The organism is Loktanella sp. PT4BL (genome assembly GCF_003201935.1).
Classification (GTDB): domain Bacteria; phylum Pseudomonadota; class Alphaproteobacteria; order Rhodobacterales; family Rhodobacteraceae; genus Yoonia.
This window is the reverse complement of the sequence record NZ_QJJL01000005.1, coordinates 127,596-148,318: the sequence shown is the minus strand read 5'-3', so window position 1 is coordinate 148,318 and position 20,723 is coordinate 127,596. Positions and strand designations below refer to the sequence as shown.

25 protein-coding genes are annotated in these 20,723 nt (G+C 57.7%); 10 read left to right on the top strand and 15 right to left on the bottom strand.

Translation table 11 applies throughout. From position 1 onward, the window contains the following. Positions 1-31: 31 nt before the first annotated feature. Positions 32-376, top strand: a complete 345-nt coding sequence (locus C7964_RS15480) for a hypothetical protein (RefSeq protein WP_110280564.1) — start codon at positions 32-34, stop codon at positions 374-376. 133 nt (positions 377-509) lie between these two features. After that, positions 510-1,718, top strand: coding sequence for a bifunctional alpha/beta hydrolase/OsmC family protein (locus C7964_RS15475; RefSeq protein WP_110280563.1), 1,209 nt, complete (start codon positions 510-512; stop codon positions 1,716-1,718). A 52-nt stretch (positions 1,719-1,770) separates the two neighbouring features. On the opposite strand, the gene C7964_RS15470 is transcribed toward C7964_RS15475, so the two are convergent. Then, complete coding sequence (locus C7964_RS15470) at positions 1,771-2,373, bottom strand: biotin transporter BioY (RefSeq protein ID WP_110280562.1); 603 nt, start codon at positions 2,371-2,373, stop codon at positions 1,771-1,773. 75 nt (positions 2,374-2,448) lie between these two features. Beyond that, a complete protein-coding gene (locus C7964_RS15465) occupies positions 2,449-2,859 on the bottom strand; it encodes a DUF6314 family protein (protein ID WP_286163994.1) in 411 nt (136 codons plus the stop codon). A 96-nt stretch (positions 2,860-2,955) separates the two neighbouring features. On the opposite strand from C7964_RS15465, the gene purB reads away from it, so the two are divergent. Further along, positions 2,956-4,260 (top strand): adenylosuccinate lyase, encoded by a 1,305-nt coding sequence (purB, locus tag C7964_RS15460; protein ID WP_110280561.1) that lies wholly within the window; start codon positions 2,956-2,958, stop codon positions 4,258-4,260. A gap of 61 nt (positions 4,261-4,321) precedes the next feature. On the opposite strand, the gene C7964_RS15455 is transcribed toward purB, so the two are convergent. After that, positions 4,322-4,999, bottom strand: coding sequence for an acyl-homoserine-lactone synthase (locus C7964_RS15455; protein ID WP_110280560.1), 678 nt, complete (start codon positions 4,997-4,999; stop codon positions 4,322-4,324). Positions 5,000-5,124: 125 nt separating this feature from the next. After that, on the bottom strand, positions 5,125-5,733 hold the full coding sequence (locus C7964_RS15450) for an autoinducer binding domain-containing protein (RefSeq protein ID WP_110280559.1): 609 nt from the start codon (positions 5,731-5,733) through the stop codon (positions 5,125-5,127). A gap of 137 nt (positions 5,734-5,870) precedes the next feature. Between C7964_RS15450 and C7964_RS15445 the strand changes: the two genes are divergently transcribed. The 6 genes from C7964_RS15445 to C7964_RS15420 are packed head-to-tail and all read left to right on the top strand — an operon-like array spanning position 5,871 to position 9,662. After that, positions 5,871-6,359, top strand: coding sequence for an autoinducer binding domain-containing protein (locus tag C7964_RS15445; RefSeq protein ID WP_110280558.1), 489 nt, complete (start codon positions 5,871-5,873; stop codon positions 6,357-6,359). A gap of 48 nt (positions 6,360-6,407) precedes the next feature. Beyond that, positions 6,408-7,463, top strand: a complete 1,056-nt coding sequence (locus C7964_RS15440; protein WP_110280557.1) for a FliG C-terminal domain-containing protein — start codon at positions 6,408-6,410, stop codon at positions 7,461-7,463. A gap of 50 nt (positions 7,464-7,513) precedes the next feature. Continuing rightward, positions 7,514-7,861 (top strand): SH3-like domain-containing protein, encoded by a 348-nt coding sequence (locus C7964_RS15435; RefSeq protein WP_286163988.1) that lies wholly within the window; start codon positions 7,514-7,516, stop codon positions 7,859-7,861. Further along, on the top strand, positions 7,839-8,141 hold the full coding sequence (locus C7964_RS15430) for an SH3-like domain-containing protein (protein WP_181417209.1): 303 nt from the start codon (positions 7,839-7,841) through the stop codon (positions 8,139-8,141). The genes C7964_RS15435 and C7964_RS15430 overlap by 23 nt, the downstream gene beginning before the upstream one ends. Next, the gene (nthA, locus tag C7964_RS15425) at positions 8,131-8,775 is read left to right on the top strand and encodes a nitrile hydratase subunit alpha (protein ID WP_110280555.1); all 645 of its coding nucleotides are present in this window, start codon (positions 8,131-8,133) and stop codon (positions 8,773-8,775) included. Before C7964_RS15430 ends, nthA begins: the two co-directional genes overlap by 11 nt. After that, the gene (locus C7964_RS15420) at positions 8,772-9,662 is read left to right on the top strand and encodes a lysophospholipid acyltransferase family protein (protein WP_110280554.1); all 891 of its coding nucleotides are present in this window, start codon (positions 8,772-8,774) and stop codon (positions 9,660-9,662) included. Before nthA ends, C7964_RS15420 begins: the two co-directional genes overlap by 4 nt. Here the strand turns inward: C7964_RS15420 and C7964_RS15415 are convergent. Next, on the bottom strand, positions 9,659-10,351 hold the full coding sequence (locus tag C7964_RS15415) for a DUF1223 domain-containing protein (RefSeq protein ID WP_110280553.1): 693 nt from the start codon (positions 10,349-10,351) through the stop codon (positions 9,659-9,661). The genes C7964_RS15420 and C7964_RS15415 overlap by 4 nt on opposite strands. A 233-nt stretch (positions 10,352-10,584) precedes the next feature. On the opposite strand from C7964_RS15415, the gene acnA reads away from it, so the two are divergent. Then, on the top strand, positions 10,585-13,338 hold the full coding sequence (gene acnA / locus C7964_RS15410; protein WP_110280552.1) for an aconitate hydratase AcnA: 2,754 nt from the start codon (positions 10,585-10,587) through the stop codon (positions 13,336-13,338). A 66-nt stretch (positions 13,339-13,404) separates the two neighbouring features. Here acnA and C7964_RS15405 read toward each other — a convergent pair whose 3' ends face one another. From C7964_RS15405 to C7964_RS15360, 10 genes are all read right to left on the bottom strand, one after another. After that, a complete protein-coding gene (locus C7964_RS15405) occupies positions 13,405-13,941 on the bottom strand; it encodes a DsbE family thiol:disulfide interchange protein (RefSeq protein ID WP_110280551.1) in 537 nt (178 codons plus the stop codon). Next, the gene (gene ccmD / locus C7964_RS15400; RefSeq protein ID WP_110280550.1) at positions 13,934-14,077 is read right to left on the bottom strand and encodes a heme exporter protein CcmD; all 144 of its coding nucleotides are present in this window, start codon (positions 14,075-14,077) and stop codon (positions 13,934-13,936) included. The genes C7964_RS15405 and ccmD overlap by 8 nt, the downstream gene beginning before the upstream one ends. Further along, on the bottom strand, positions 14,070-14,798 hold the full coding sequence (locus C7964_RS15395; protein WP_110280549.1) for a heme ABC transporter permease: 729 nt from the start codon (positions 14,796-14,798) through the stop codon (positions 14,070-14,072). Before C7964_RS15395 ends, ccmD begins: the two co-directional genes overlap by 8 nt. A 42-nt stretch (positions 14,799-14,840) precedes the next feature. Further along, complete coding sequence (ccmB, locus tag C7964_RS15390) at positions 14,841-15,497, bottom strand: heme exporter protein CcmB (protein ID WP_110280548.1); 657 nt, start codon at positions 15,495-15,497, stop codon at positions 14,841-14,843. Next, positions 15,494-16,108, bottom strand: a complete 615-nt coding sequence (gene ccmA / locus C7964_RS15385) for a heme ABC exporter ATP-binding protein CcmA (RefSeq protein ID WP_110280547.1) — start codon at positions 16,106-16,108, stop codon at positions 15,494-15,496. Before ccmA ends, ccmB begins: the two co-directional genes overlap by 4 nt. Continuing rightward, positions 16,109-16,462: an Mth938-like domain-containing protein gene (locus tag C7964_RS15380; RefSeq protein ID WP_110280546.1), complete on the bottom strand. Its 354-nt coding sequence runs from the start codon at positions 16,460-16,462 to the stop codon at positions 16,109-16,111. A 13-nt stretch (positions 16,463-16,475) separates the two neighbouring features. After that, on the bottom strand, positions 16,476-17,444 hold the full coding sequence (gene secF / locus C7964_RS15375; RefSeq protein ID WP_110280545.1) for a protein translocase subunit SecF: 969 nt from the start codon (positions 17,442-17,444) through the stop codon (positions 16,476-16,478). A 1-nt stretch (position 17,445) separates the two neighbouring features. Then, a complete protein-coding gene (gene secD, locus C7964_RS15370; RefSeq protein ID WP_110280544.1) occupies positions 17,446-19,107 on the bottom strand; it encodes a protein translocase subunit SecD in 1,662 nt (553 codons plus the stop codon). A 24-nt stretch (positions 19,108-19,131) separates the two neighbouring features. Continuing rightward, positions 19,132-19,416: a preprotein translocase subunit YajC gene (gene yajC / locus C7964_RS15365; protein ID WP_055293082.1), complete on the bottom strand. Its 285-nt coding sequence runs from the start codon at positions 19,414-19,416 to the stop codon at positions 19,132-19,134. A gap of 257 nt (positions 19,417-19,673) precedes the next feature. Then, the gene (locus C7964_RS15360) at positions 19,674-20,645 is read right to left on the bottom strand and encodes a hypothetical protein (RefSeq protein ID WP_146214875.1); all 972 of its coding nucleotides are present in this window, start codon (positions 20,643-20,645) and stop codon (positions 19,674-19,676) included. Between the last annotated feature and the right edge of the window lie 78 nt (positions 20,646-20,723).

The following is a 20,723-nucleotide window of genomic DNA, read 5'->3' as shown; positions in this document are numbered from 1 at the left end:
GATTGCGATTCATTCCAAAGCATCAATTCACATGTCCAAATACCACCCTATCGACGTGCGCTACAAAGGCCCCTCGACCGCCTATCGCGGGTCGGCACGCCGGAAAGCAGAGCAACGCGCCAGCGTTTTCGCGCAAACCAAGCCACGTGCTGCCAAGACTGTGCCAACAGCCATCCCCAAAGTCAGGCGCAGCCAAAAACGGCCGGTGACGCAGTCTGCCAAGCGCCCGCAGCGGCTGACGCGGCTTCTCGGCTTCGTCACCAGAGGCAACCTTGCACTCGCTGTGATCCTGGTGGTGATAGGCCTGATCAGCAACCCACAGCTCTTGTGGGACTGGCTTTCGCTGGGCAGCACGCAGATGAACACGATCCCCTGAGCCGTATGGCCCCCACCACGGCAGCGCATCTGACGCGGTAACATCTCTCACCTTGCTGCGATAAACAGGTCTGCCGATTGCCATCCGCGCGCCACCTTGCCATCACGGATACAGACAGAGGAGGCCCCGCAATATGCCAACCGAAAAGCTCACCTTCACCGGACATGGCGGCGACACGCTTGCCGCACGCCTTGATCTGCCAAACGGGCCGCATCTCGCCACAGCCCTTTTTGCGCATTGCTTTACCTGCTCCAAGGACATCACCGCGGCGCGCCGGATCGCAGCGCGTCTGTCCTCCATGGGGATCGCCGTCTTGCGGTTTGATTTTACAGGCCTCGGGCATTCCGAGGGCGAGTTTGAAAACACCAGTTTCACCTCGAACGTGGATGATCTGGTTGCCGCCGACAAGGAGTTGGCCGCACGGGGCATGCCGCCCTCCTTGCTGATCGGCCATTCGCTGGGTGGTGCGGCCGCCCTGAAAGCCGCCCCTATGCTGACAGGTATCAAGGCCGTCGTCACAATTGGTGCCCCCTTTGATCCCGGCCATGTCACCCATCATTTCGCCCATGCGATCCCCGAAATCGAGGATCAGGGCGTGGCCGAGGTTGACCTTGGCGGCCGCCCCTTCCGCATCGGCAAAGGCTTTGTCGAAGATATCAGCACGGCAAATCTGAAGGCCGCGATTGGCAATCTGGGTGCGGCCCTTCTGGTGCTGCACGCCCCCCGCGATGCCACCGTCGGGATCGCAAACGCCTCGGATATCTTCATGGCAGCCAAACACCCCAAGAGCTTTGTCACGCTAGACAATGCCGACCACCTGATGACAGGGGCAAAAGACGCCGATTACGCAGCAGATATGATTGCCGTGTGGTCGAAACGCTATCTGGAATTGGCACAGCCTGAGCCGAAAGCCACCACACCTGAAGGCATTTTGCGGGTGTCCGAGGCGGACGCAAACGGCTTCTTGCAGGATATCCAGTCCGGTCCGCACCATCTGCTGGCAGATGAGCCTGCAAAACACGGTGGCAGCAACAAAGGGCTTTCGCCCTATGGCCTTGTTTCCGCCGGACTGGGCGCCTGCACGTCGATGACGATCCGCATGTATGCGCGGCGCAAAGGCTGGCCTTTGACGGGTGTCAGTGTCGATATCAGCCATGCCAAGGAACACGCCGCTGACGCAGCTGATCCGGCGGATGGCAAAGTCGATCACTTTGAACGCCTCATCCGGCTCGAAGGCGATCTCAGCAAAGACCAGCGCGACAGACTGCTTGAGATTGCAGATAAATGCCCAGTGCACCGCACGCTTGAGCGGTCATCGGCTGTCACTACCCGTCTTGCATGAAAAAAGGCGCAAGCGTGATGCTTGCGCCTTTTCCAAGAATTGAAAGCGAAGCTTATGAGCGCGCGTCGCCGATCAGCTTCCACAGACCGGGGACCAGCAGCGCCGCAAGGCCCAGCTTGAGCGCGTCACCGATCAGGAAGGGTGTCATGCCCACTTCGACCGACCACGCGAGGCCGTTGCCATAAAGAACGCTCAACCACGCCACACCGGGCAGATAGATCAGCGCATTGGCGATCAGCAATGCAACACCCATCATCAGAACCGAACGGTCCCAACCGGCACGCGCCGCAAAGCCGAGTGCCAGCGTCGCCACGACATAACCCACCAGATAGCCGCCTGTGCCGCCCATCATATAAGTCAGACCTGCGTTTTCGGCGGTCGAGCCTGCAAAGACGTCAAATCCAAGCGCACCGATGATCATGTACCCCATGATCGTCGCCAGACCCAAACGCGGGCCGTAGGTGGCACCGATGGTCAGCACCGCAAATGTGCCCATGGTGATCGGGACCGGCCACATCGGCACTTTCACTTTCGCCATGATCGCCAGAACCGCGATCCCCAGAACCACCATGGCGGCCTGCTTGATGCGCAGCGCGGTACCGGTTGACGGGCCGAACGCCTCGGCCAGGACTTTGTCGTTAAGTGCGAGGGCCATGTGCCACTCTCCCCTATTGTGAATTTCGTTTCGGTTTTATCGCCGATGCCGCGACGCGGCGCAAGCATGATGGCGTTAACGGCGTTGATAAGTCGAGGTCGAGACATAATCCTTGCGCGGCCCTTTAACGGTCCAGATCGCGCGCCACACGGGCCATGCCGTGAAATCATAGCGTACCGTATAGAAATCATCGCCACAGGGATGGTCGGTGCCTGCGGCATGGCCTGCAGGGGTAAAGGCATGAAACGGACGCCCGTCATCGAATGTGACGACAACATCCAGTGGCATGAAGGCCCAGTGATAGCACCGTTGCGCCTCCAGTGTGACACCGCTGTCCAGCGTCAACTGCCCTTGCTCGTGATAGGTCAGATGATCCGCATCCGTGGCTGTGAACACCACCTGCCCTTCCAACACACCGTTCTGGCCATCGCGCCGGTCCACGATCGTGCGCCGCAAAGCCCAAACACCTTCAAAATCCGTTGCCACCAGTGCCAAAAGCCATCTCTCCCTTGAGGGTTCTGCCCCGGCCCCTTATGACGCGTCAGGAATCCTCTGCCCACCCCCTGTAAAAGGTGCATGCCAATGATCCCTCGCTATTCCCGCCCCGAAATGACCGCCATTTGGGAACCGGCCACCAAATTCCGCATCTGGTACGAGATCGAAGCGCATGCCTGCGACGCACAAGCAGCCCTTGGCGTGATCCCCAAGGAAAACGCCAAAGCTGTGTGGAAAGCCAAAGACGTGGAATTCGATGTCGCACGGATTGACGAAATCGAGGCCGTCACCAAGCATGACGTGATCGCGTTCCTCACACATCTGGCCGAACATATCGGATCAGACGACGCGCGCTTCGTCCATCAGGGCATGACATCGTCCGACGTGCTCGACACAACGCTGAACGTGCAACTGGTGCGCGCGGCCGATCTGCTGATTGCCGATATGGACCGCGTCCTCGCCGCCCTGAAAACCCGCGCCTATGAGCATAAAGACACCGTCCGCATCGGTCGCAGCCACGGCATTCACGCAGAGCCCACGACAATGGGTCTGACCTTCGCCCGCTTCTACGCCGAAATGGACCGTGGCCGCGCGCGCCTTGTGAATGCCCGCGAAGAAATCGCGACTGGCGCAATTTCCGGCGCTGTCGGCACATTCGCCAACATTGATCCCGCCGTCGAAGAGCACGTTTGCGAAAAACTGGGCCTGAAGCCCGAACCGATCAGCACCCAGGTGATTCCCCGTGACCGCCACGCGATGTTCTTCGCGACCCTTGGCGTGATCGCGTCCAGCATCGAAAACATCGCCATCGAAATCCGCCATATGCAGCGCACCGAGGTGTTGGAAGCCGAAGAGTTCTTCTCTGCAGGGCAAAAAGGCTCGTCCGCGATGCCGCACAAGCGTAACCCCGTCCTGACCGAGAACCTGACAGGTCTGGCGCGTCTGGTGCGCATGTCGGTGGTGCCAGCAATGGAAAACGTGGCCCTCTGGCACGAGCGCGACATCAGCCATTCATCCGTAGAACGTGCGATTGGTCCTGATACGACAATCACCTTGGATTTCGCGCTGAACCGTCTGGCGGGTGTGATCGAAAAGCTGGTGATCTATCCTGACAACATGCTGGCCAACATGAATAAATTCCGTGGCTTGGTCATGTCGCAACGTGTGCTTTTGGCCCTGACACAGGCCGGTGTCAGCCGCGAGGACGCCTATAAACTGGTCCAGCGCAACGCCATGCGTGTCTGGGAACAGGGTGCGGATTTCAAAACGGAACTGTTGGGTGACGCCGATGTTCTGGCGGCACTCTCTGCCGAGGAGATCGAAGAGAAATTCGACCTCGGATACCACATGAAACACGTGGATACGATCTTTGGGCGCGTCTTCGACGCTTAACAACACACTTCAGATGACCTGATCGCAAACCGCGATGCGATCAGGTCTCTCACCAACGAACCTACAGCTTTGACGGCGCGTGGAGCGCCTGTGCCGGCAAACTATGTGACGACGACCGCAGAACCGGAGCATCTTGCGCTGCCTTGGCCGATTTGCGGCGTACCGCAGGCATCGCCATGGCCACATAGCGGCGATCATCATGCAGGTTCGTGTAAGGCTCACCAATGATCTTTGCAGGGTATCCCAACTGACGCAGCGTGCGCGCAAAAACGGGCGGACACAGCGCTACAATTTCGGTGGCACCCTGCGCTGTCGCCTGCTCGACCACACCATCAAGTACGAGCGCGAGGCATTCTGACCGTTCCGCATGGGTGTTGAGCGCGTCCGAGATCACAACGCGGGTTGCTTCCCAGACATTCGGCGTGACCTCTGCATGCGGAATAATGTCGGCGGGGATGCCGATCAGCTTCCCGTCCACCGCGTCACGCAGCATATATGTATGCGCCCCCCACTGTGCCGTCGTGGCCATTGCCCGCATGCCACCGACAACCTTGCCATCTTTCAGAACAAGCGAATAATACGCCTTGGGGTTGTCGTACTGATCCATTTCCACATCATCGTCATGCGGAATGTCCCACCCCAATTGATCGACAAAGAATTGCTTGCGAAGTGCAAGAAATTCGAAGAACGCAGATCCATGCTTGTGGAGTTCTGTCAGGTTGAATGTAATCTTCTCCATAGTATTCCCTCTGGTTGTAATGTTTGGGTCGACGGCCCCCACCGTCACCAAGTACGATGCTAACATAGCAACCTACAATTTAGCTCTAATTGTAAGGAATGGATAAAAGAAGCGCCTAATTCTTTTTAGATTAGGCCGAATTGATTTGCCAATGCAGCCGCCTGGGTCCCGGTTTTCGCACCCAGTTTCAGTTTGGCATTCTTGAGCCGCTGCTTGACTGCCCCTTCGCTAACACTCAACTCAAACGCGATTTCTTTCAAGCGCTTACCGTCCTTGACCATCCCCAAAGCTTCGAGCTCTGCCTTGGTCAGATTCGTCGGTGGCGCCGTCTCGGTGTGGCGGCGCGTCAGATAGGCAAGAAGCAGCTTCACTTCGAGATCGGTGTAATCCCGGTCAGATCGTGTAAAAGATGCAAAGGACCGTTGCTCGTCTGCATCGCTATCAAACACCGAAACAGTGACACCGTATCGCATACCAAAACTATAGGCCTGAGTGATGATTCGCTTTGGATCGTCTTCTGCAAGTGCGGACCACCTGATGGCACCCACATTCGCATAGGCCCACTTTACGACCGGATCAAAAAGCATATACCGCTGTTTGGTGTAATGGTTGATCCAGCCTTTCGGAAAGGCGTTCACCTCTTCCATCGGGAAAGCAAAGCCAATGCGTAGCGCCACATAATAGCCAGAGGGGGCTAGCTGCCCAATCTCTTCTGGGTCTAAGAGTGTCGACATTCAACTTCCTTAACGAGCCGTTGTAACAAAGCTCTTGTTGCGGCCGCGCTGTTCGCCCTAATATGCCCGGACAGCGGTTCGAACAGACTTTATGGTCATAACGTTAATCTTGGCAACCGGAAAGCGAGTACAATTCGATGGCCTCTACGCAATTTGAGATTAGCGAAACACTCGGCCAGCTCAATGACCTTGCGCCGGCTGGCTATGCGTTAGGCATCCATATTGAGTACACGACCCCCAAGTTCATGTTCCAAACCTATCCCAAAGACTGGCTGGATTACTATTCACGAAATGGTCTGTTGATGTCAGACCCGATGGTGGCCTGGGCGTTTGATACGGAAGGTGCCACGCGCTGGTCCGCCCTTGATGATCCGGCGGGTGTCATGACCAAAGCGGCTGAACATGGTCTGAGATATGGCATCGTGGTATCCATCGTATCGGATGACAGCCGCACAATTTGTGGTTTTGCCAACGGTGAACGCGAATTCTCGGATGAAGAAATCGCAAGTATTCAGGGACTTGTCACCAAGATCCATGACAACACCGCAGACACTGCCCAGCTTGACCCCAAGACCGTCGAGCAGTTGAAAAAGATGTCAATTATGGTGACACACCCGCGCGCTTAAGTCGTTTAAGCTAACCAATATTTTACGGTCACGCGTTTATGTGACCCTATGGATTTCAGCGCCTCGTCCACCCCTGATATGACCCTGACACGTCGCCGCAAGGCGGCAATGGTCGTGCATATGCTGCTGGAAGACGGCAACACGCTCGCATTGGGGCAACTTCCCGAACCGTTGCAACTCTTGCTCACCGATGAGTTGGGTGCCCTGCGGCGGGTCGACAAAGCCACCGTCACCGCCGTGGCGGAAGAGTTCACTGCCGAGCTTGAGGCGGTGGGTCTGACGGCCCCCGGCACCCGTGACGGGGCGATCACAGCACTTGCCGATCACCTCAGCCCCGTTCTGGCCGGCAGGCTGCGCAACCAGCTGGAAAGCGTCCGCAACGGCGATCACTGGCCCGTTGTCGTCGACCTCAGCGTCGAACGGCTTGTGAAGATCATGCAGTCCGAAAGTATCGAGATCTGTGCGGTCGCTCTGTCCAAACTGCCGGTTGCCAAGGCCGCTGAGGTGCTGACCAAGACACCCGGGGAAAGGGCGCGCAGGATCACATATGCGATGTCCCAGACCGAAGATATCTCGCCTGACGCCGTGCGCCGTATCGGGGCCGCATTGGCTGCGGATTATGGCCAGCCGGCCGATCAGGCGTTCGAAAAGGCGCCGGTGCAGCGCTTGGGTGCTATTCTGAACTCGACAGTCACAGATACCCGTGAAGACGTGCTGGAAGGGCTGGAAGGCACGGATCCGGACTTCGCCAGCAATGTACGCAAGGCGATTTTCACCTTCAAGGACATCGCGCCGCGCGTCAAACCGACCGACATTCCGAACGCGATCCGCAACGTGGATGGCGATATGCTGACCACGGCGATCGCGGCGGCGCTCGCCGGTGAAGAGGCGCTGATGAATTCGGCAGAATTTATCCTCAAAAGCCTGTCGCAGCGCATGGCAACCCAGTTGCGCGAAGATGCGCAGGAACGCGGACGCATCAAAAAAGACGATGCTGAAAAGGCTATGGCCGCGATCACGACTGTCATCCGCGAAATGGCTGACGCCGGTGTCATCACCCTGATTGATCCGGACGCAACGGATACCGCCGAAGAAGAAGGCTAAAAACAACAAATGTGATTCACGTCGCGCAGAAAATCTCCTAAGCTCACAGCATGACTGATAATCACCCTTTCACTGGCCAACGCTGGCACGACATGGGCGGCGGCGCGGCCGGCACCATACCTACCGGGCAACATGATTTTTCACTTTGGGAAAAGCGTGTCGATGCCTTGATGATCATCGCCTCGAGCCAAGGGCATTTCACCGTCGATGGTCTGCGGCGCGTGCTTGAAGACATGGGCGAAGAGGCGTTCGAAACCATGACATACTACGAACGCTGGATTGCCGCCGTGAACCAGAACCTGATCGAGGCTGGCGTCTATACAACCGCCGAACTTGCCCAACGCATGACGGCAGTCGCCGCCCGCGGCGCCACCTATGGCGAGGCTGCAAGTGAGTGACCGCCAATATATGCGGGTGCGCGCAGATATGCCGCCCGGCCATGTGCGCACACCATCCTATTTGCGGGGCAAGATCGGCTGGGTCGAACGCACACTTGGTCCCTTCCCCAACCCCGAACAACTGGCCTATGGGCTGAACGCCCAGGCCCTGCCCTTGCTACGGGTCCGCTTTTCCATGGCCGAGGTTTGGGGTGAGGCATCCGAAAACCCCGCCGACACAATTGACGCCGAAATCTATAGCCACTGGCTCGAACCCGCAGAGGCACCCCATGCCCCATGATCACCACGACCACCTGTCGCCCTCGGGTCACCCCTACCGGCCTGATGATGATCACCCTCTGACCTACTGGCAGCAAATGGAAATCGCTGTGCGCGAGCTGCTGATCGAAAAAGGTGTGACCACGGCTGCGGCCATCAACGCCCAGATCGAGGCCATGGACGCGCGCAGCCCTGCCCATGGCGCAGCGGTGGTGGCACGTGCATGGACCGACCCTGATTTTCGCGCAGCTTTGCTGGAAGATGCCAGTGCCGCGACTCGCGGCATGGGTTTCGATATCGGCCCAATGCGGCTGATCGCGCTGGAAAATACGGAACACATCCACAATATCGTCGTCTGCACCCTTTGTTCGTGCTATCCGCGCAATCTGTTGGGCCTGCCGCCCGATTGGTACAAATCCCGCGCCTATCGGTCCCGCACCGTCAAGGAACCACGCAAAGTGCTGGCCGAGTTCGGCGTCACATTGCCCGACACCACCACGGTCCACGTCCATGACAGCACGGCCGACATGCGCTATGTTGTCATCCCGCAACGCCCCGCAGGGACGGACGAATGGCACGTTGATGACCTTGCGAAACTCGTCACCCGTGACAGCATGATCGGCACGGGGCTTGCCAAATCACCGGATGCCGCGTGACGACTGAGGAACCCCCGACCGGAACACGGGCCGATTGGCTGGCTGACCGCGCCCTGCGCGGCCTGATCGGCACGCTCATGCGCCTGCCATACGAGACGCGCGTGCGCATGATGGGCAGCGCGCTGCGCCGCGCAATCGGGCCTTTGGCAGGATACCGCAAACGGGCCGAACAGAACCTGGCGCTGGTCTATCCCGACATGGGCGTCATCAAACGGCGGCAGATTGCGGAGCAGTGCTGTGACAACTTCGGACGCACAGTCATCGAGAATTATTCGTGGCAGGAATTCGGCAAGAAACTACGCGATACCAAGCCACAAGGGGACGGCCTTGATGCGCTTTCGGATGCCGTAAAATCCAAGCGTCCGGTCCTTTTTGTGACTGGCCACTTCGGCAATCACGAAGCCCCGCGTCAGGTACTGACCGCGATGGGGCATACCATAGGCGGCCTCTACCGCCCGATGCAAAACGCCTATTTTAACGATCACTATGCCAAGACAATGACCTCATGGGGCGGCCCTGTCTTTGCCCAAGGCAGACGCGGCACCATGGGCTTCGTGCGGCACCTGCGCGGTGGCGGTCTGGGCACGCTGCTGTTTGATGTCGCGGCACCAGGGCCTTCTCTGCCCTTTCTGGGCCACCCTGCGCGCACCTCGGTCTCTGCCGCCGAGATCGCGTTGAAACTCGATGCTGTCATGATCCCCTATTTCGGAATCAGACAGCCTGACGGGCTTTCATTTCAGGTTGAGGTTGAGGCACCCATCGCACCGGATAGGCCTGAAAGCATGCTTTTGGCCATGAATTCACGTCTTGAGGCACAAATTGCGCGCAACCCGGCGCAGTGGTTTTGGGTGCACAGGCGATGGAAAAACCGTGGTCGCAGTGCCTAGCGCAGCACAGCCGCACCGACGATCGGGCCATGCGTGGACTGCTGCAAGATCACAACAATCGGGCTATCCCCTGCCGCATCCGCCTCGAACGCCAGTGGTGACCGCCCGTCCCATTCAGCGACGACTTCCCATGATGTGACGATATTGGCATAGCTCAATTTGCGTCCTGCGTTTTCCCCGCGTCTGATATCAACTGTTTCCTCGGGGATGTAACGGACCAGTTGCACTGCATAGTCCCCACCTTGCCCCGGTTCGGCGGTGATCAGAACGGCACCCTCACGCCGCGTCAGTTGCAGATCAAAAAGGCTTCCTGCCTCTCTTTGCGCCTGAAGCGCATCCATCACCTGCATGGGGCGCGAACCGACCACCTGTTCAACACCGTTGATAATCATCTGCGGGGTATAGACCGAGGTGGCATTCGCAGCGCGCGCATAGGCGTGCTGGCGTGCGGTGAAAGCAGGGTTTGCAAAGATATCCTTCCAGCCGATGTAATCCCAGTAATCCACATGAAGTGCCAGAGCGATCACATCATCCCGCTTGGCCAGATCATGCAGCATCTCGTCTGCCGGAGGACACGAAGAGCACCCTTGCGAGGTATAAAGCTCAACCACCACCGGATCGTCCTGGGCTGCAACCTGTGTTGCATGCATGACTCCAAAGACCGACAAGGCAGCAAGAAAATAACGCATAAGGAACCCCGGGTAATTGCTCTTCTGTGTCGGGTGTAATCAGATTAGACTGAAATGGCCAATCAATGAATTGCGATTGCAAAGTTAACAATGTTTCAGTGTCAAACGGCGTTGATCTTTATTGTGTGCAACAGTATACAACGCCCAAATGCGCCGCATTGCATGACGAATCTGCATGGTGCATCACCGCGACAAGCAGCCTTGCATAAGCATACGCCACGAAAGGGAACGCCATGACGATCACAGTCGGCAAAGATACTGCCAAGACACGCAAAACCCTCAAAGTCGGTGACCAGTCGGTCGCTTACTATTCCATCCCTGCCGCTGAAGCCGCAGGTCTGGGGGATTTTTCCAAACTGCCCGCAGCCCTGAAGGTCGTGCTTGAAAACCTGCTGCGCTTTGAAGACGGCGGTTTTTCGGTCTCCGTCGACGATATCAAAGCATTCTCCGCATGGGCCGACAACGGCGGCAAAAACCCCATTGAGATCGCCTACCGCCCTGCCCGCGTGCTGATGCAGGACTTTACCGGCGTTCCTGCCGTGGTTGACCTAGCCGCGATGCGCGACGGGATCGTAGCTTTGGGCGGCGACGCCCAGCAGATCAATCCGCTGAACCCTGTTGACCTGGTCATCGACCACTCGGTCATGATTGACGAATTCGGCAATCCACGTGCGTTCCAGATGAACGTAGACCGTGAATATGAGCGCAACATGGAGCGTTACCAATTCCTCAAATGGGGTCAGGGCGCGTTCAACAACTTCCGAGTTGTGCCACCGGGCACCGGCATCTGCCATCAGGTGAACCTTGAGTATCTGGCGCAAACCGTCTGGACCGACAAAGACCAGAACGGCGAGGAAGTGGCCTATCCAGACACGCTCGTCGGCACCGATAGCCACACCACGATGGTCAACGGTCTGGCCGTCTTGGGCTGGGGTGTTGGCGGGATCGAGGCCGAAGCCGCGATGCTGGGCCAGCCTGTCTCCATGCTGATCCCCGAAGTTGTCGGCTTTGAGCTGACAGGTGAGATGGTCGAAGGCACCACAGGCACCGACCTTGTGCTGAAAGTCGTCGAAATGCTGCGGAACCTTGGCGTTGTGGGCAAATTCGTGGAATTCTATGGCGCGGGCCTTGATGTGCTGCCACTGGCCGACCGTGCCACCATCGCCAACATGGCACCGGAATATGGCGCGACCTGCGGTTTCTTCCCGATTGACGGTGAAACACTGCGCTACCTGCGCAACACAGGCCGCGACGAAGACCGCATCGCGCTTGTCGAAGCCTACGCCAAGGAAAACGGCTTCTGGCGCGACGAAAACTATGCACCTGTTTACACCGACACGCTGCACCTTGATATGAGCACGATTGTGCCTGCAATCTCCGGTCCCAAGCGCCCGCAGGATTACACACCGCTGACCCAGGCTGCTTCGGCCTTCATGGACGTCGTGAACGAATATCGCGGCATCGACAGCAGCAAGGCCGCTGACGAAATGGCATCCGAGGGCCCTGCCCCGACCGAACCGATGGACCCGCGCAAATCACAAGCCGTCAAAGGCGAGGATTACAAACTGCGTGACGGTTCTGTTGTGATCGCTTCGATCACATCCTGCACCAACACGTCAAACCCCTACGTCATGATCGGCGCAGGTCTGGTGGCACGCAAAGCGCGCGCCTTGGGCCTGAACAGCAAACCATGGGTCAAGACATCACTGGCGCCCGGTTCACAGGTCGTGTCGGAATATCTTGAAGCCGCAGGTCTGCAAGAAGACCTCGACGCGATCGGCTTCAACCTTGTGGGTTATGGCTGCACCACCTGCATCGGCAACTCTGGCCCGATCCAGCAGGAACTCTCCGAAGCCATCGCCGAGGGCGACCTGATCGCCACGTCCGTTCTGTCGGGCAACCGCAACTTCGAAGGCCGCATTTCGCCTGATGTGCGCGCCAACTATCTGGCCTCTCCTCCGCTCGTCGTGGCCTATGCGCTGGCGGGTGACATGAACGTCGATATGATCAACGACCCGCTGGGGCAGGACAAGGACGGCAATGATGTCTTCCTCAAAGACATCTGGCCCACCTCTGCCGAGATCAACGAACTGGTCGAGCGCACCGTGACACGTGAGGCGTTCCAGAAGAAATATGCCGACGTCTTCAAAGGCGACGAAAAGTGGCAAGCGGTCGAGACCACAGATTCCGAGACCTACGACTGGCCCGCATCGTCAACCTACGTTCAGAACCCGCCCTACTTCAAAGGCATGTCCAAGGACGCAGGCACCATCAAGAACGTCGAAAATGCCAAGGTTCTTGCGGTTCTGGGCGATATGGTCACAACCGACCACATCTCGCCTGCCGGTTCGTTCAAAGACACCACCCCAGCGGGCCAATACCTGCTGGACCGTCAGGTGCCTGTGCGCGAATTCAACTCTTACGGATCGCGTCGCGGCAACCATGAGGTCATGATGCGCGGCACATTCGCCAACATCCGCATCAAGAACGAAATGCTCGACGGCATTGAAGGCGGCTATACCAAAGGCCCCGATGGCGCGCAGACATCCATCTTTGACGCGGCTATGGCCTATCAAGAGGCCGGCACCCCGCTGGTGATCTTCGCGGGCGAACAGTACGGCGCGGGTTCATCGCGCGACTGGGCGGCAAAAGGCACGGCACTCCTGGGCGTCAAGGCCGTGATCGCGGAAAGCTTCGAGCGTATCCACCGCTCCAACCTTGTTGGCATGGGCGTTGTGCCGTTCGAGTTCACTGGCGGCGACACCCGCAAATCGCTGGGCCTGACAGGCGACGAAACGGTGACTATCGAAGGTCTGGATGCCGTCAAGCCACTGCAGGATATGACCGCCAAGATCACAATGGCCGATGGCAGCGTGAAAGAGATCACCGTGAAATGCCGGATCGATACGGCGGTTGAGATCGAATACATCGAAAACGGCGGTGTGCTGCACTATGTGCTGCGGAACTTGGCCAAAGCAGCGGCCTAACCGAAAAAGGAAAAGCCCGGTCATTGTGACCGGGCTTTTTTTATCCACGCGTGGGTTTCACCCACCCTACTCCATCGCCTTCGCAAGTTCCGGCAGGAACCGCTGCTCGTAATCCGACCCGACCAACGGCCCGACAAAACGGAAAAGGACCGTCCCGTCACCATCCACGATGAAAGTCTCTGGCGGCGCGGTGACACCCCAGTCGATCGCCGAACGGCCCCGCAGATCAAACCCTGTGGCGAAAAAGGGGTCGTCATAATCCACCAGATACTGTGACGCTTGTGCCTGCTGATCGCGGAAATTCACGCCAGCGACACGGTAGCCTTCGGCCTCGAGATCAAGCAGATTCGGGTGTTCTGCACGGCAGGGCGGGCACCAGCTCGCCCAGAAGTTCACAATCGTAATCTCGCCTGCACGCAAATCGGCATCGGTCAGTTGCGTTGTCCCCTGAACGGCCTCGACCGGCAGGGGCGGTGCCTGATTACCGACAAAAGTCGATGGGAGTTCATCAGGGTTGTCCCGCATCATCCCAGCAATCGCGAGGCCGGCAAAGGCTGCAAAAATCACCGGAGGCAGGATCATCAAAGGTTTGATCTTAGCCATTCTTCTCGACATCCTCCAAGGCAGCACGCACCTTGGCATAGCGCCGCCAACTCAGCCACACCAGCGCGAGCAACAACACGATGCTGACCGCATAGGCCGACAAAACCTCAATCCGATAGTCACCTAAATCAGGCACGGCGCGCCCTCGCTTGCAAGGCGCGGATCCGGCGCGCGCGAATTTCGGTACGGGTGCGCATCAGAACGAGCGCGATGAACAAAAGGACAAATCCGGCGATGCAGACAAGGAGCGGAAACCAGAACACATCCGAAATGTTCTCTTCCTTATCCAGCGACAGCGACGCCCCCTGATGCAGCCCCTGGTTCCAGAACAACACCGCATAGCGCGACAGGATCGCAAAGACCGACCCCACCATGCATAAGACCGATGTCAGATCGGCGGCAGTATCAGGATCTTCAATCGCTTCCCAAAGGGCGATGTAACCCAGATAAAACAGGAACAGGATCAGGAATGACGTCAAACGCGGGTCCCATGCCCAGTAGGTCCCCCACATGGGCTGCCCCCAGATGCCGCCGGTGAAGAGCGCGATCAGCGTGAAAACAACGCCCACAGGGGCCGCGGCACGCGCCGCAAGCGCCGAGACATGGTGGCGGCGAATGACCCAGATCAGAGAGGCCACCAGCATCATAATCCATGCGTTAATCGCCATCAGGGCCGCTGGCACATGCAGGTAGATGATCTTGACGGTCGAGCCCTGGCGGAAATCATCGGGGGTAAAGAAGAACCCCCAGATCAAGCCCACCGTGAGGCACAGCCCCGCCAAAGCAAAGCTCCACGGCAGGACCGGACGGGTCCAGCCCATGAAACGTCTTGGATTTGCGTATTCCCACATCGACATGGCGTTTATTTATCCTTCATGGTCCCGTCCAACAATCCCCGATCACCGCAGATTGATGCGTAAGACAGCCGCAGTGGCAAATGGCAGGAGCGCGAAACACCCTGCAGTGATCCCCGCCATCAACATCAAGGCCCCCGTCGGATCAAGGCCATCAGCCCCGCGGCGTACGGCCTCGGCCCCGAAAATCAATGTCGGCACATAAAGCGGCAGCACCAGTAGCGACAACAACAACCCGCCGCGCCGGATGCCGACGGTCAGCGCGGCCCCGAATGTCCCAATCATCGACAGCGCAGGCGTACCCAGCAAGAGCGAGACCAGCAGATAGGCGTAGGCCTCGGGCGCGAGGCTGAGCAGGAACCCCAAAGCAGGTGCGGCCAGCGTGAGCGGCAGACCTGTCGTGATCCAATGCGCCAGCGCCTTCATCATCGCAGCCCCTTCCATTGGCAGCGGCGATGTCGCCAAAAGGCTGAGCGATCCATCTTCGAAATCCAGCGCGAAAATCCGGTCCAGCGACAAGAGTGCCGCCAGGAGTGATGCGACCCAGAGGATACCGGGCGCGATGCGCGACAAAAGTTCTGTTTCTGGCCCTACTCCGAAGGGCACCAGCACGACGACGATCAGGAAGAAAGCAAGGCCAAGTCCAAAACCGCCGCCTGCGCGGAACGCCAGCCGCAGATCGCGCAACAGCAGCGCGATCACAAGAAGGCCTCGTCTGATCCGCCATCTGCGTCCGCTGCGGCTTTGAACGGTGTCAGATCCAGTTCGGGGGCCGCCAGCCCCAGATCAATATGCGTCGCAATCACCGCCACTCCGCCCGCGGCAAGATGCGTGTTTTGCAGCCAATCGGCAAAGAGTTTCACGGAAAACCGGTCGAGCGACACCGTCGGTTCATCCAGAAACAAAACCTTGCGGCCGATCACACCCAAACGCGCCAGTCCAAGACGGCGCTTTTGGCCCGCTGACAACGTACCGCCCAAACGGTCACGCAGATCGGCCAGATCAAAGGTCTCCAAAATCGTATCCGGCAGCGCTGCACCATGCACATCCGCCCAGAATTTCAGGTTCTCCGTGACTGTCAGCGCGGTCTTGATGCCGTCCGCATGGCTGGCATATGCACCTTGCTCTTCAGGAAAATCCACCTCGCCTGTGATCGGCGGCTGCAACCCTGCGAGCGTGCGCAGCAGCGTGGTTTTCCCGACGCCATTGGGACCGCGCAATATAATCGCCTGACCCGCTGCAACCTCGAAACTGACGTCCGTCAGCACCGGCACGCCGCCGCGGGCGCAACTCAGATTACGGACATACAGCATTCAGACAGGCAAGAGGGCCACGGCAACGCGCCGGCCCTCGGACAAGAGAACATTATAGGTCCGGCACGCCGCAGGGGACGCCATGGTTTCCACGCCAATCCCTGCATCCTCCAACGCCGTGCGAAAGGCCACCGGCGGATGCGCGATTTCGGCACCAGTACCAACGAACAGCACGTCAATGTCACCTACATGGTCCAGCACAGCAGCGGTATCTTCAAAACCACCCCAACCGCTCACCCCCGAGGGCATGACGAGAACAGCACCATCATGGCGTTTCCCGCCAATGCGGAAAAACCCGGTGCCGTAGCCATCTATCGGCACGGCATCGTTATAGCTGATTTCGTTCAGACGCATGTCTCACCTCCATTCAGGTGTCGATGTGACCGTATTTCGTCCCCGCGCTCGGGTCTTTCTTCGACCAGTCGCGCTTGACGCCCAGCACCAGCAGGATCGCTGATGCCACAAAGATCGAGGAATAGGTCCCGATCAACACGCCCCACATCATCGCAAAGACAAACCCGCGGATCACGTCACCACCCAAGACGAACAGCGCCAAAAGTGCAAGCATCGTCGTCATCGAGGTCATCAAAGTCCGGCTGAGGGTTTCGTTGATCGACAAGTTCAGCACCTCTTTGAGGTCTTTTTGCTTATACTTGCGCAGGTTTTCCCGCACGCGGTCGAATACAATCACCGTATCGTTGATCGAATAGCCCACAATGGTCAGCAAGGCCGCGATAATCGCGAGATCGAACTTGATCTGAAGCTCCGAGAATATCCCGATGGTCAGGATCACGTCATGGCACAGCGCCAGCACAGCGCCGACCGCGAACTGCCATTCAAAGCGCAGCCAGATATAGAGAAGGATCGCGATCACCGCCAAACTGACCGCCAATATCGCGGTCTGGATCAGCTCACCCGACACCTTCGGCCCCACTGATTCCACCGAAGGGAACGTCATATCGGGGTCAATTGTGCGCAGCGCAGCCTGCACCTGATCAATCGTTTCAGTCGCGATCCGCTCATCGCCTTCCTGCGCCTGAATGCGCACCATTGCCACGTGCTGGTTTTCGTCAAACGACGGATCGAACACCTCGGCAATCGACACGTCACCGAGGTCCAGCGCCTCAAGTGCGGCACGGTATTGGGCTACATCGACAGGCGTTTCGGACTGGGTCCGGATGCTTGTACCACCCTGAAAATCAATGCCGTAGTTCAGGCCCTGGATCAGAAAAGACGCAAAAGCGATGACCATGGCGATCATGGAAATACCCAGCCAGATACGGGCGCGGCTGAAGAAATCGATCGTTGTGTTTTCGCGAACCAGTCTCAGGCGCATATCAAACCTCGATTGTTTTGGGGCGGGTGCGCGAGAACCAGATCACAATCAGGGATCGGGTCACAAAAATCGCGGTAAAGACGGATGTCATGATCCCGAAGCCCAAGGTCACGGCAAAGCCGCTGACCGGGCCGGAACCCATGGTGAACAGGATCACAGCCGTCATAAAGGTGGTGATATTGGCGTCGATGATCGAGGACAGCGCTTTTTCATAGCCCAGCTCGATCGCGCGCGCAGGGCCTTTGGCGGTTTTCAACTCTTCGCGGATGCGTTCAAAGATAATCACGTTCGCGTCCACCGCCATGCCGATGGTCAACACGATACCCGCGATCCCCGGCAAGGTGAGTGTCGCACCAACAATGCTCAGCAGGCCAAAAATCAGACCGACGTTGATGATCAGCGCAATATTGGCAAAGACGCCAAACAAACCGTAGCTGAGCACCATGTAAAGCAGAATGCCGATACCTGCGACGATGCACGCCACCTGCCCCGCAGCAATACTATCCGCGCCCAGTTCCGGACCGATGGTCCGTTCTTCAAGGAATGTCAGTTCCGCTGGCAGCGCGCCTGCGCGAAGCAAAACAGCCAGATTTGTGGCTTCCTCAATCGTGAAATTACCGGTGATGATACCCGAACCACCCGGAATATGGCTTTGGATCGTAGGGGCAGAGATAACCTCATTATCCAGCACAATCGCGAAAGGGCTGCCGATGTTTTCCAGCGTATAGTCGCCGAATTCTCGGGCCGCGGATGTGTTGAACCGGAACGCCACCGCAGGGCGGCCGTTCTGGTCAAAATCCAGTTGCGCGTTCTGCAGGTCCTCGCCCGTCACCACAGGGCGACGTTCCAGAATATAGAAAAGGCCCGCTGTCTCTTGTGCAGGCACAATCATATTGCCGGTGCCTGCCGACGCATCGGGATCGCCCGTCGTCCCCTCAACAGGGTTGAATGTCAGCTGTGCGGTGGTGCCCAGCAGTTCGATGATCTCGTTGGCCGAGCCGACACCGGGGACCTGTACCAGAATACGCTCTGCCCCTTGCCGCTGGATCGTTGGCTCACGGGTGCCAACCTCGTCGATCCGGCGGCGAATGATCTCGAGCGTTTGGAGGATCGTCCGCTCGTTCATCGCGGCCATTTCCGCATCGCTCAGCGTGATTGTGAGCAGCGTACCATTCAAACGGACATCTATATTGGTGGCGGCAGCACCGGTAAAGGACGCCACAGGTGTGGCCAAACTCCGCGCAATCTCGAAAGCGCGGGTCGCACCAGCCGCCTCGGAAATACGCACGCGCAATTCGGTGGGCGGGCTATCCTCGCGGGTGACGAACCCAACTGTGTCACGCTCTACGGCCAAGGCATCGCGTACGGATGGCCAGAAACCTTCAAGAAATGAGGCATGCACATCCTCGACCTGCACTTCGACCAACAGGTGTGCCCCGCCACGCAGATCAAGCCCGAGGTTGACAAGGCCCGAGGGCAGGAAACTGGGCCATTGCGCGGCATCAGCGGCAAGCGCATCATTGGTGATGCCCGTGTCGATGATCGCCATCGCGTCATTATGCGTCTCGACCCGACCATAAAAGCCATTGGGCAAGGCAAACAACAGACCAACAACAACTGTGATCCAGATCATCAGCTGCTTGGGGAACGAAATATTGAGCATAAAAGCGTGCCTCGCCGGCCAGACTTAGGTTTTTGCCGGTTCTGTTTTGTTCATGACGGTCGCAATTGTCGATTTGACGACACGGACGTTCACGCCCTTGGCAATCTCGACTTCGACTTCGTTGGTGCCGTCTTCTTTGACTTTTACGATCTTCCCAACCAGACCGCCTTGGGTGATGATCTGGTCACCCCGACGCAGGCCTTCGATCATGGCAGCATGCTCTTTCAGCTTTTTCTGCTGCGGGCGGATCAGCAGGAAATACATGATCGCGAAGATCAACAAGAGCATAATCAGGTCGGCAGGTCTCATAAATCCATCCCTTTTGGTCGTGCGGCTTTAGCGCCTTGGAAACTCGCGGCACATTATGTCCGCCACCTGTGAATGGCAACCGCGATTGGCCCGAATTGAGCAGGCTTGCGTGCCATATGGGTTGGCTGTCCGCCGAAAGCAATCACAATGCTGCGCTTTCGGTGTGAATTGCTTGAGAGCCGCAAGTTTCGAGGCTTGCAAGCAAACAAAAAGGCCCACAGAGAACTGCGGGCCTTTTAAGTACCTGTTGCGGTTGTTTAGACTGGGCCGAAGAGGAAACCACCTGTCAGCAAACCGTAGCCGATGTTTGGCTGAACACCAAAGACGCCTGTTTCCAGATCAGTCTTCACATCATCCATCATGTTCCGGTCCAGACGCTTGCTTGCGCCCATTTCGTAGCTCAGACCAACTACAATCGCATCTGTATCGCCGCCGAAATCCGCGTCGATGTTGGTGTAACGGGCCGTTGCTGCAATACCGGGCGCGAACGCATACGCACCACCGATTGAAAGCGCTGTGTATTCGCCAATGAAATCGTCACCAGAAAGAGCTTCGACACCACCATTGATGCTGATCGCATCATCAAAGCGGTACTCACCACGCAGACCATAAACCGCAAAATCCACGTCAGTGACGCTTGCGTAGTAAGCACGGCCAAAGATCTGGCCCGCATCATATTCTGCTGAAAGGAAATAGGTGCTTTCGTCAACGTCGGCAATACTTTCGACGATACCACCGACTGTCACCCCGGGAGCAACCTCACCCTGCGCGAAGAGCGTTGTAATCTCGATCTCGTCAAAGTCCTGGTCAGGACGATTGTAGTTGATCGCAACACCGAACGCACCTGTTTGGTACTGACCGAAAAGGTCATAGCCGCTGAAGTCTTCTTCGCCGAAGAAGGAGAAGTCGACAGTCGTGTTTGCAAAACCGGCGCCGAACAGAATTTCGGGGGTAATTTCATATCCGGCGAAAGCGTCAAAAGTGCGCACGGTAAATTCATCGCCGTCGCCAAGATCAATGTTGTCGTTCGAAATGCCTGCGCCGAAGACAAACTGGTCAAGGGTGAATTCTGCATCACCTTCCAGGTCGAAACCTGTCACATCTTCACCACCTTCGTCCGAAGAGAATGTTGAATAGTCTAGGTCGAACGCACCATAGGTGAGTTCCTGCGCAAAAGCAGGGGCAGCCATGACACCCATCGCAGCGATAGAGAGAGTTGTCCTAATCATTTGTTTTCCTGTCTAAACATCTGTTTCGTACGCGGACACATCGCGCAAAACCCTGCTATGAGCAACCCGTCTAGCGGT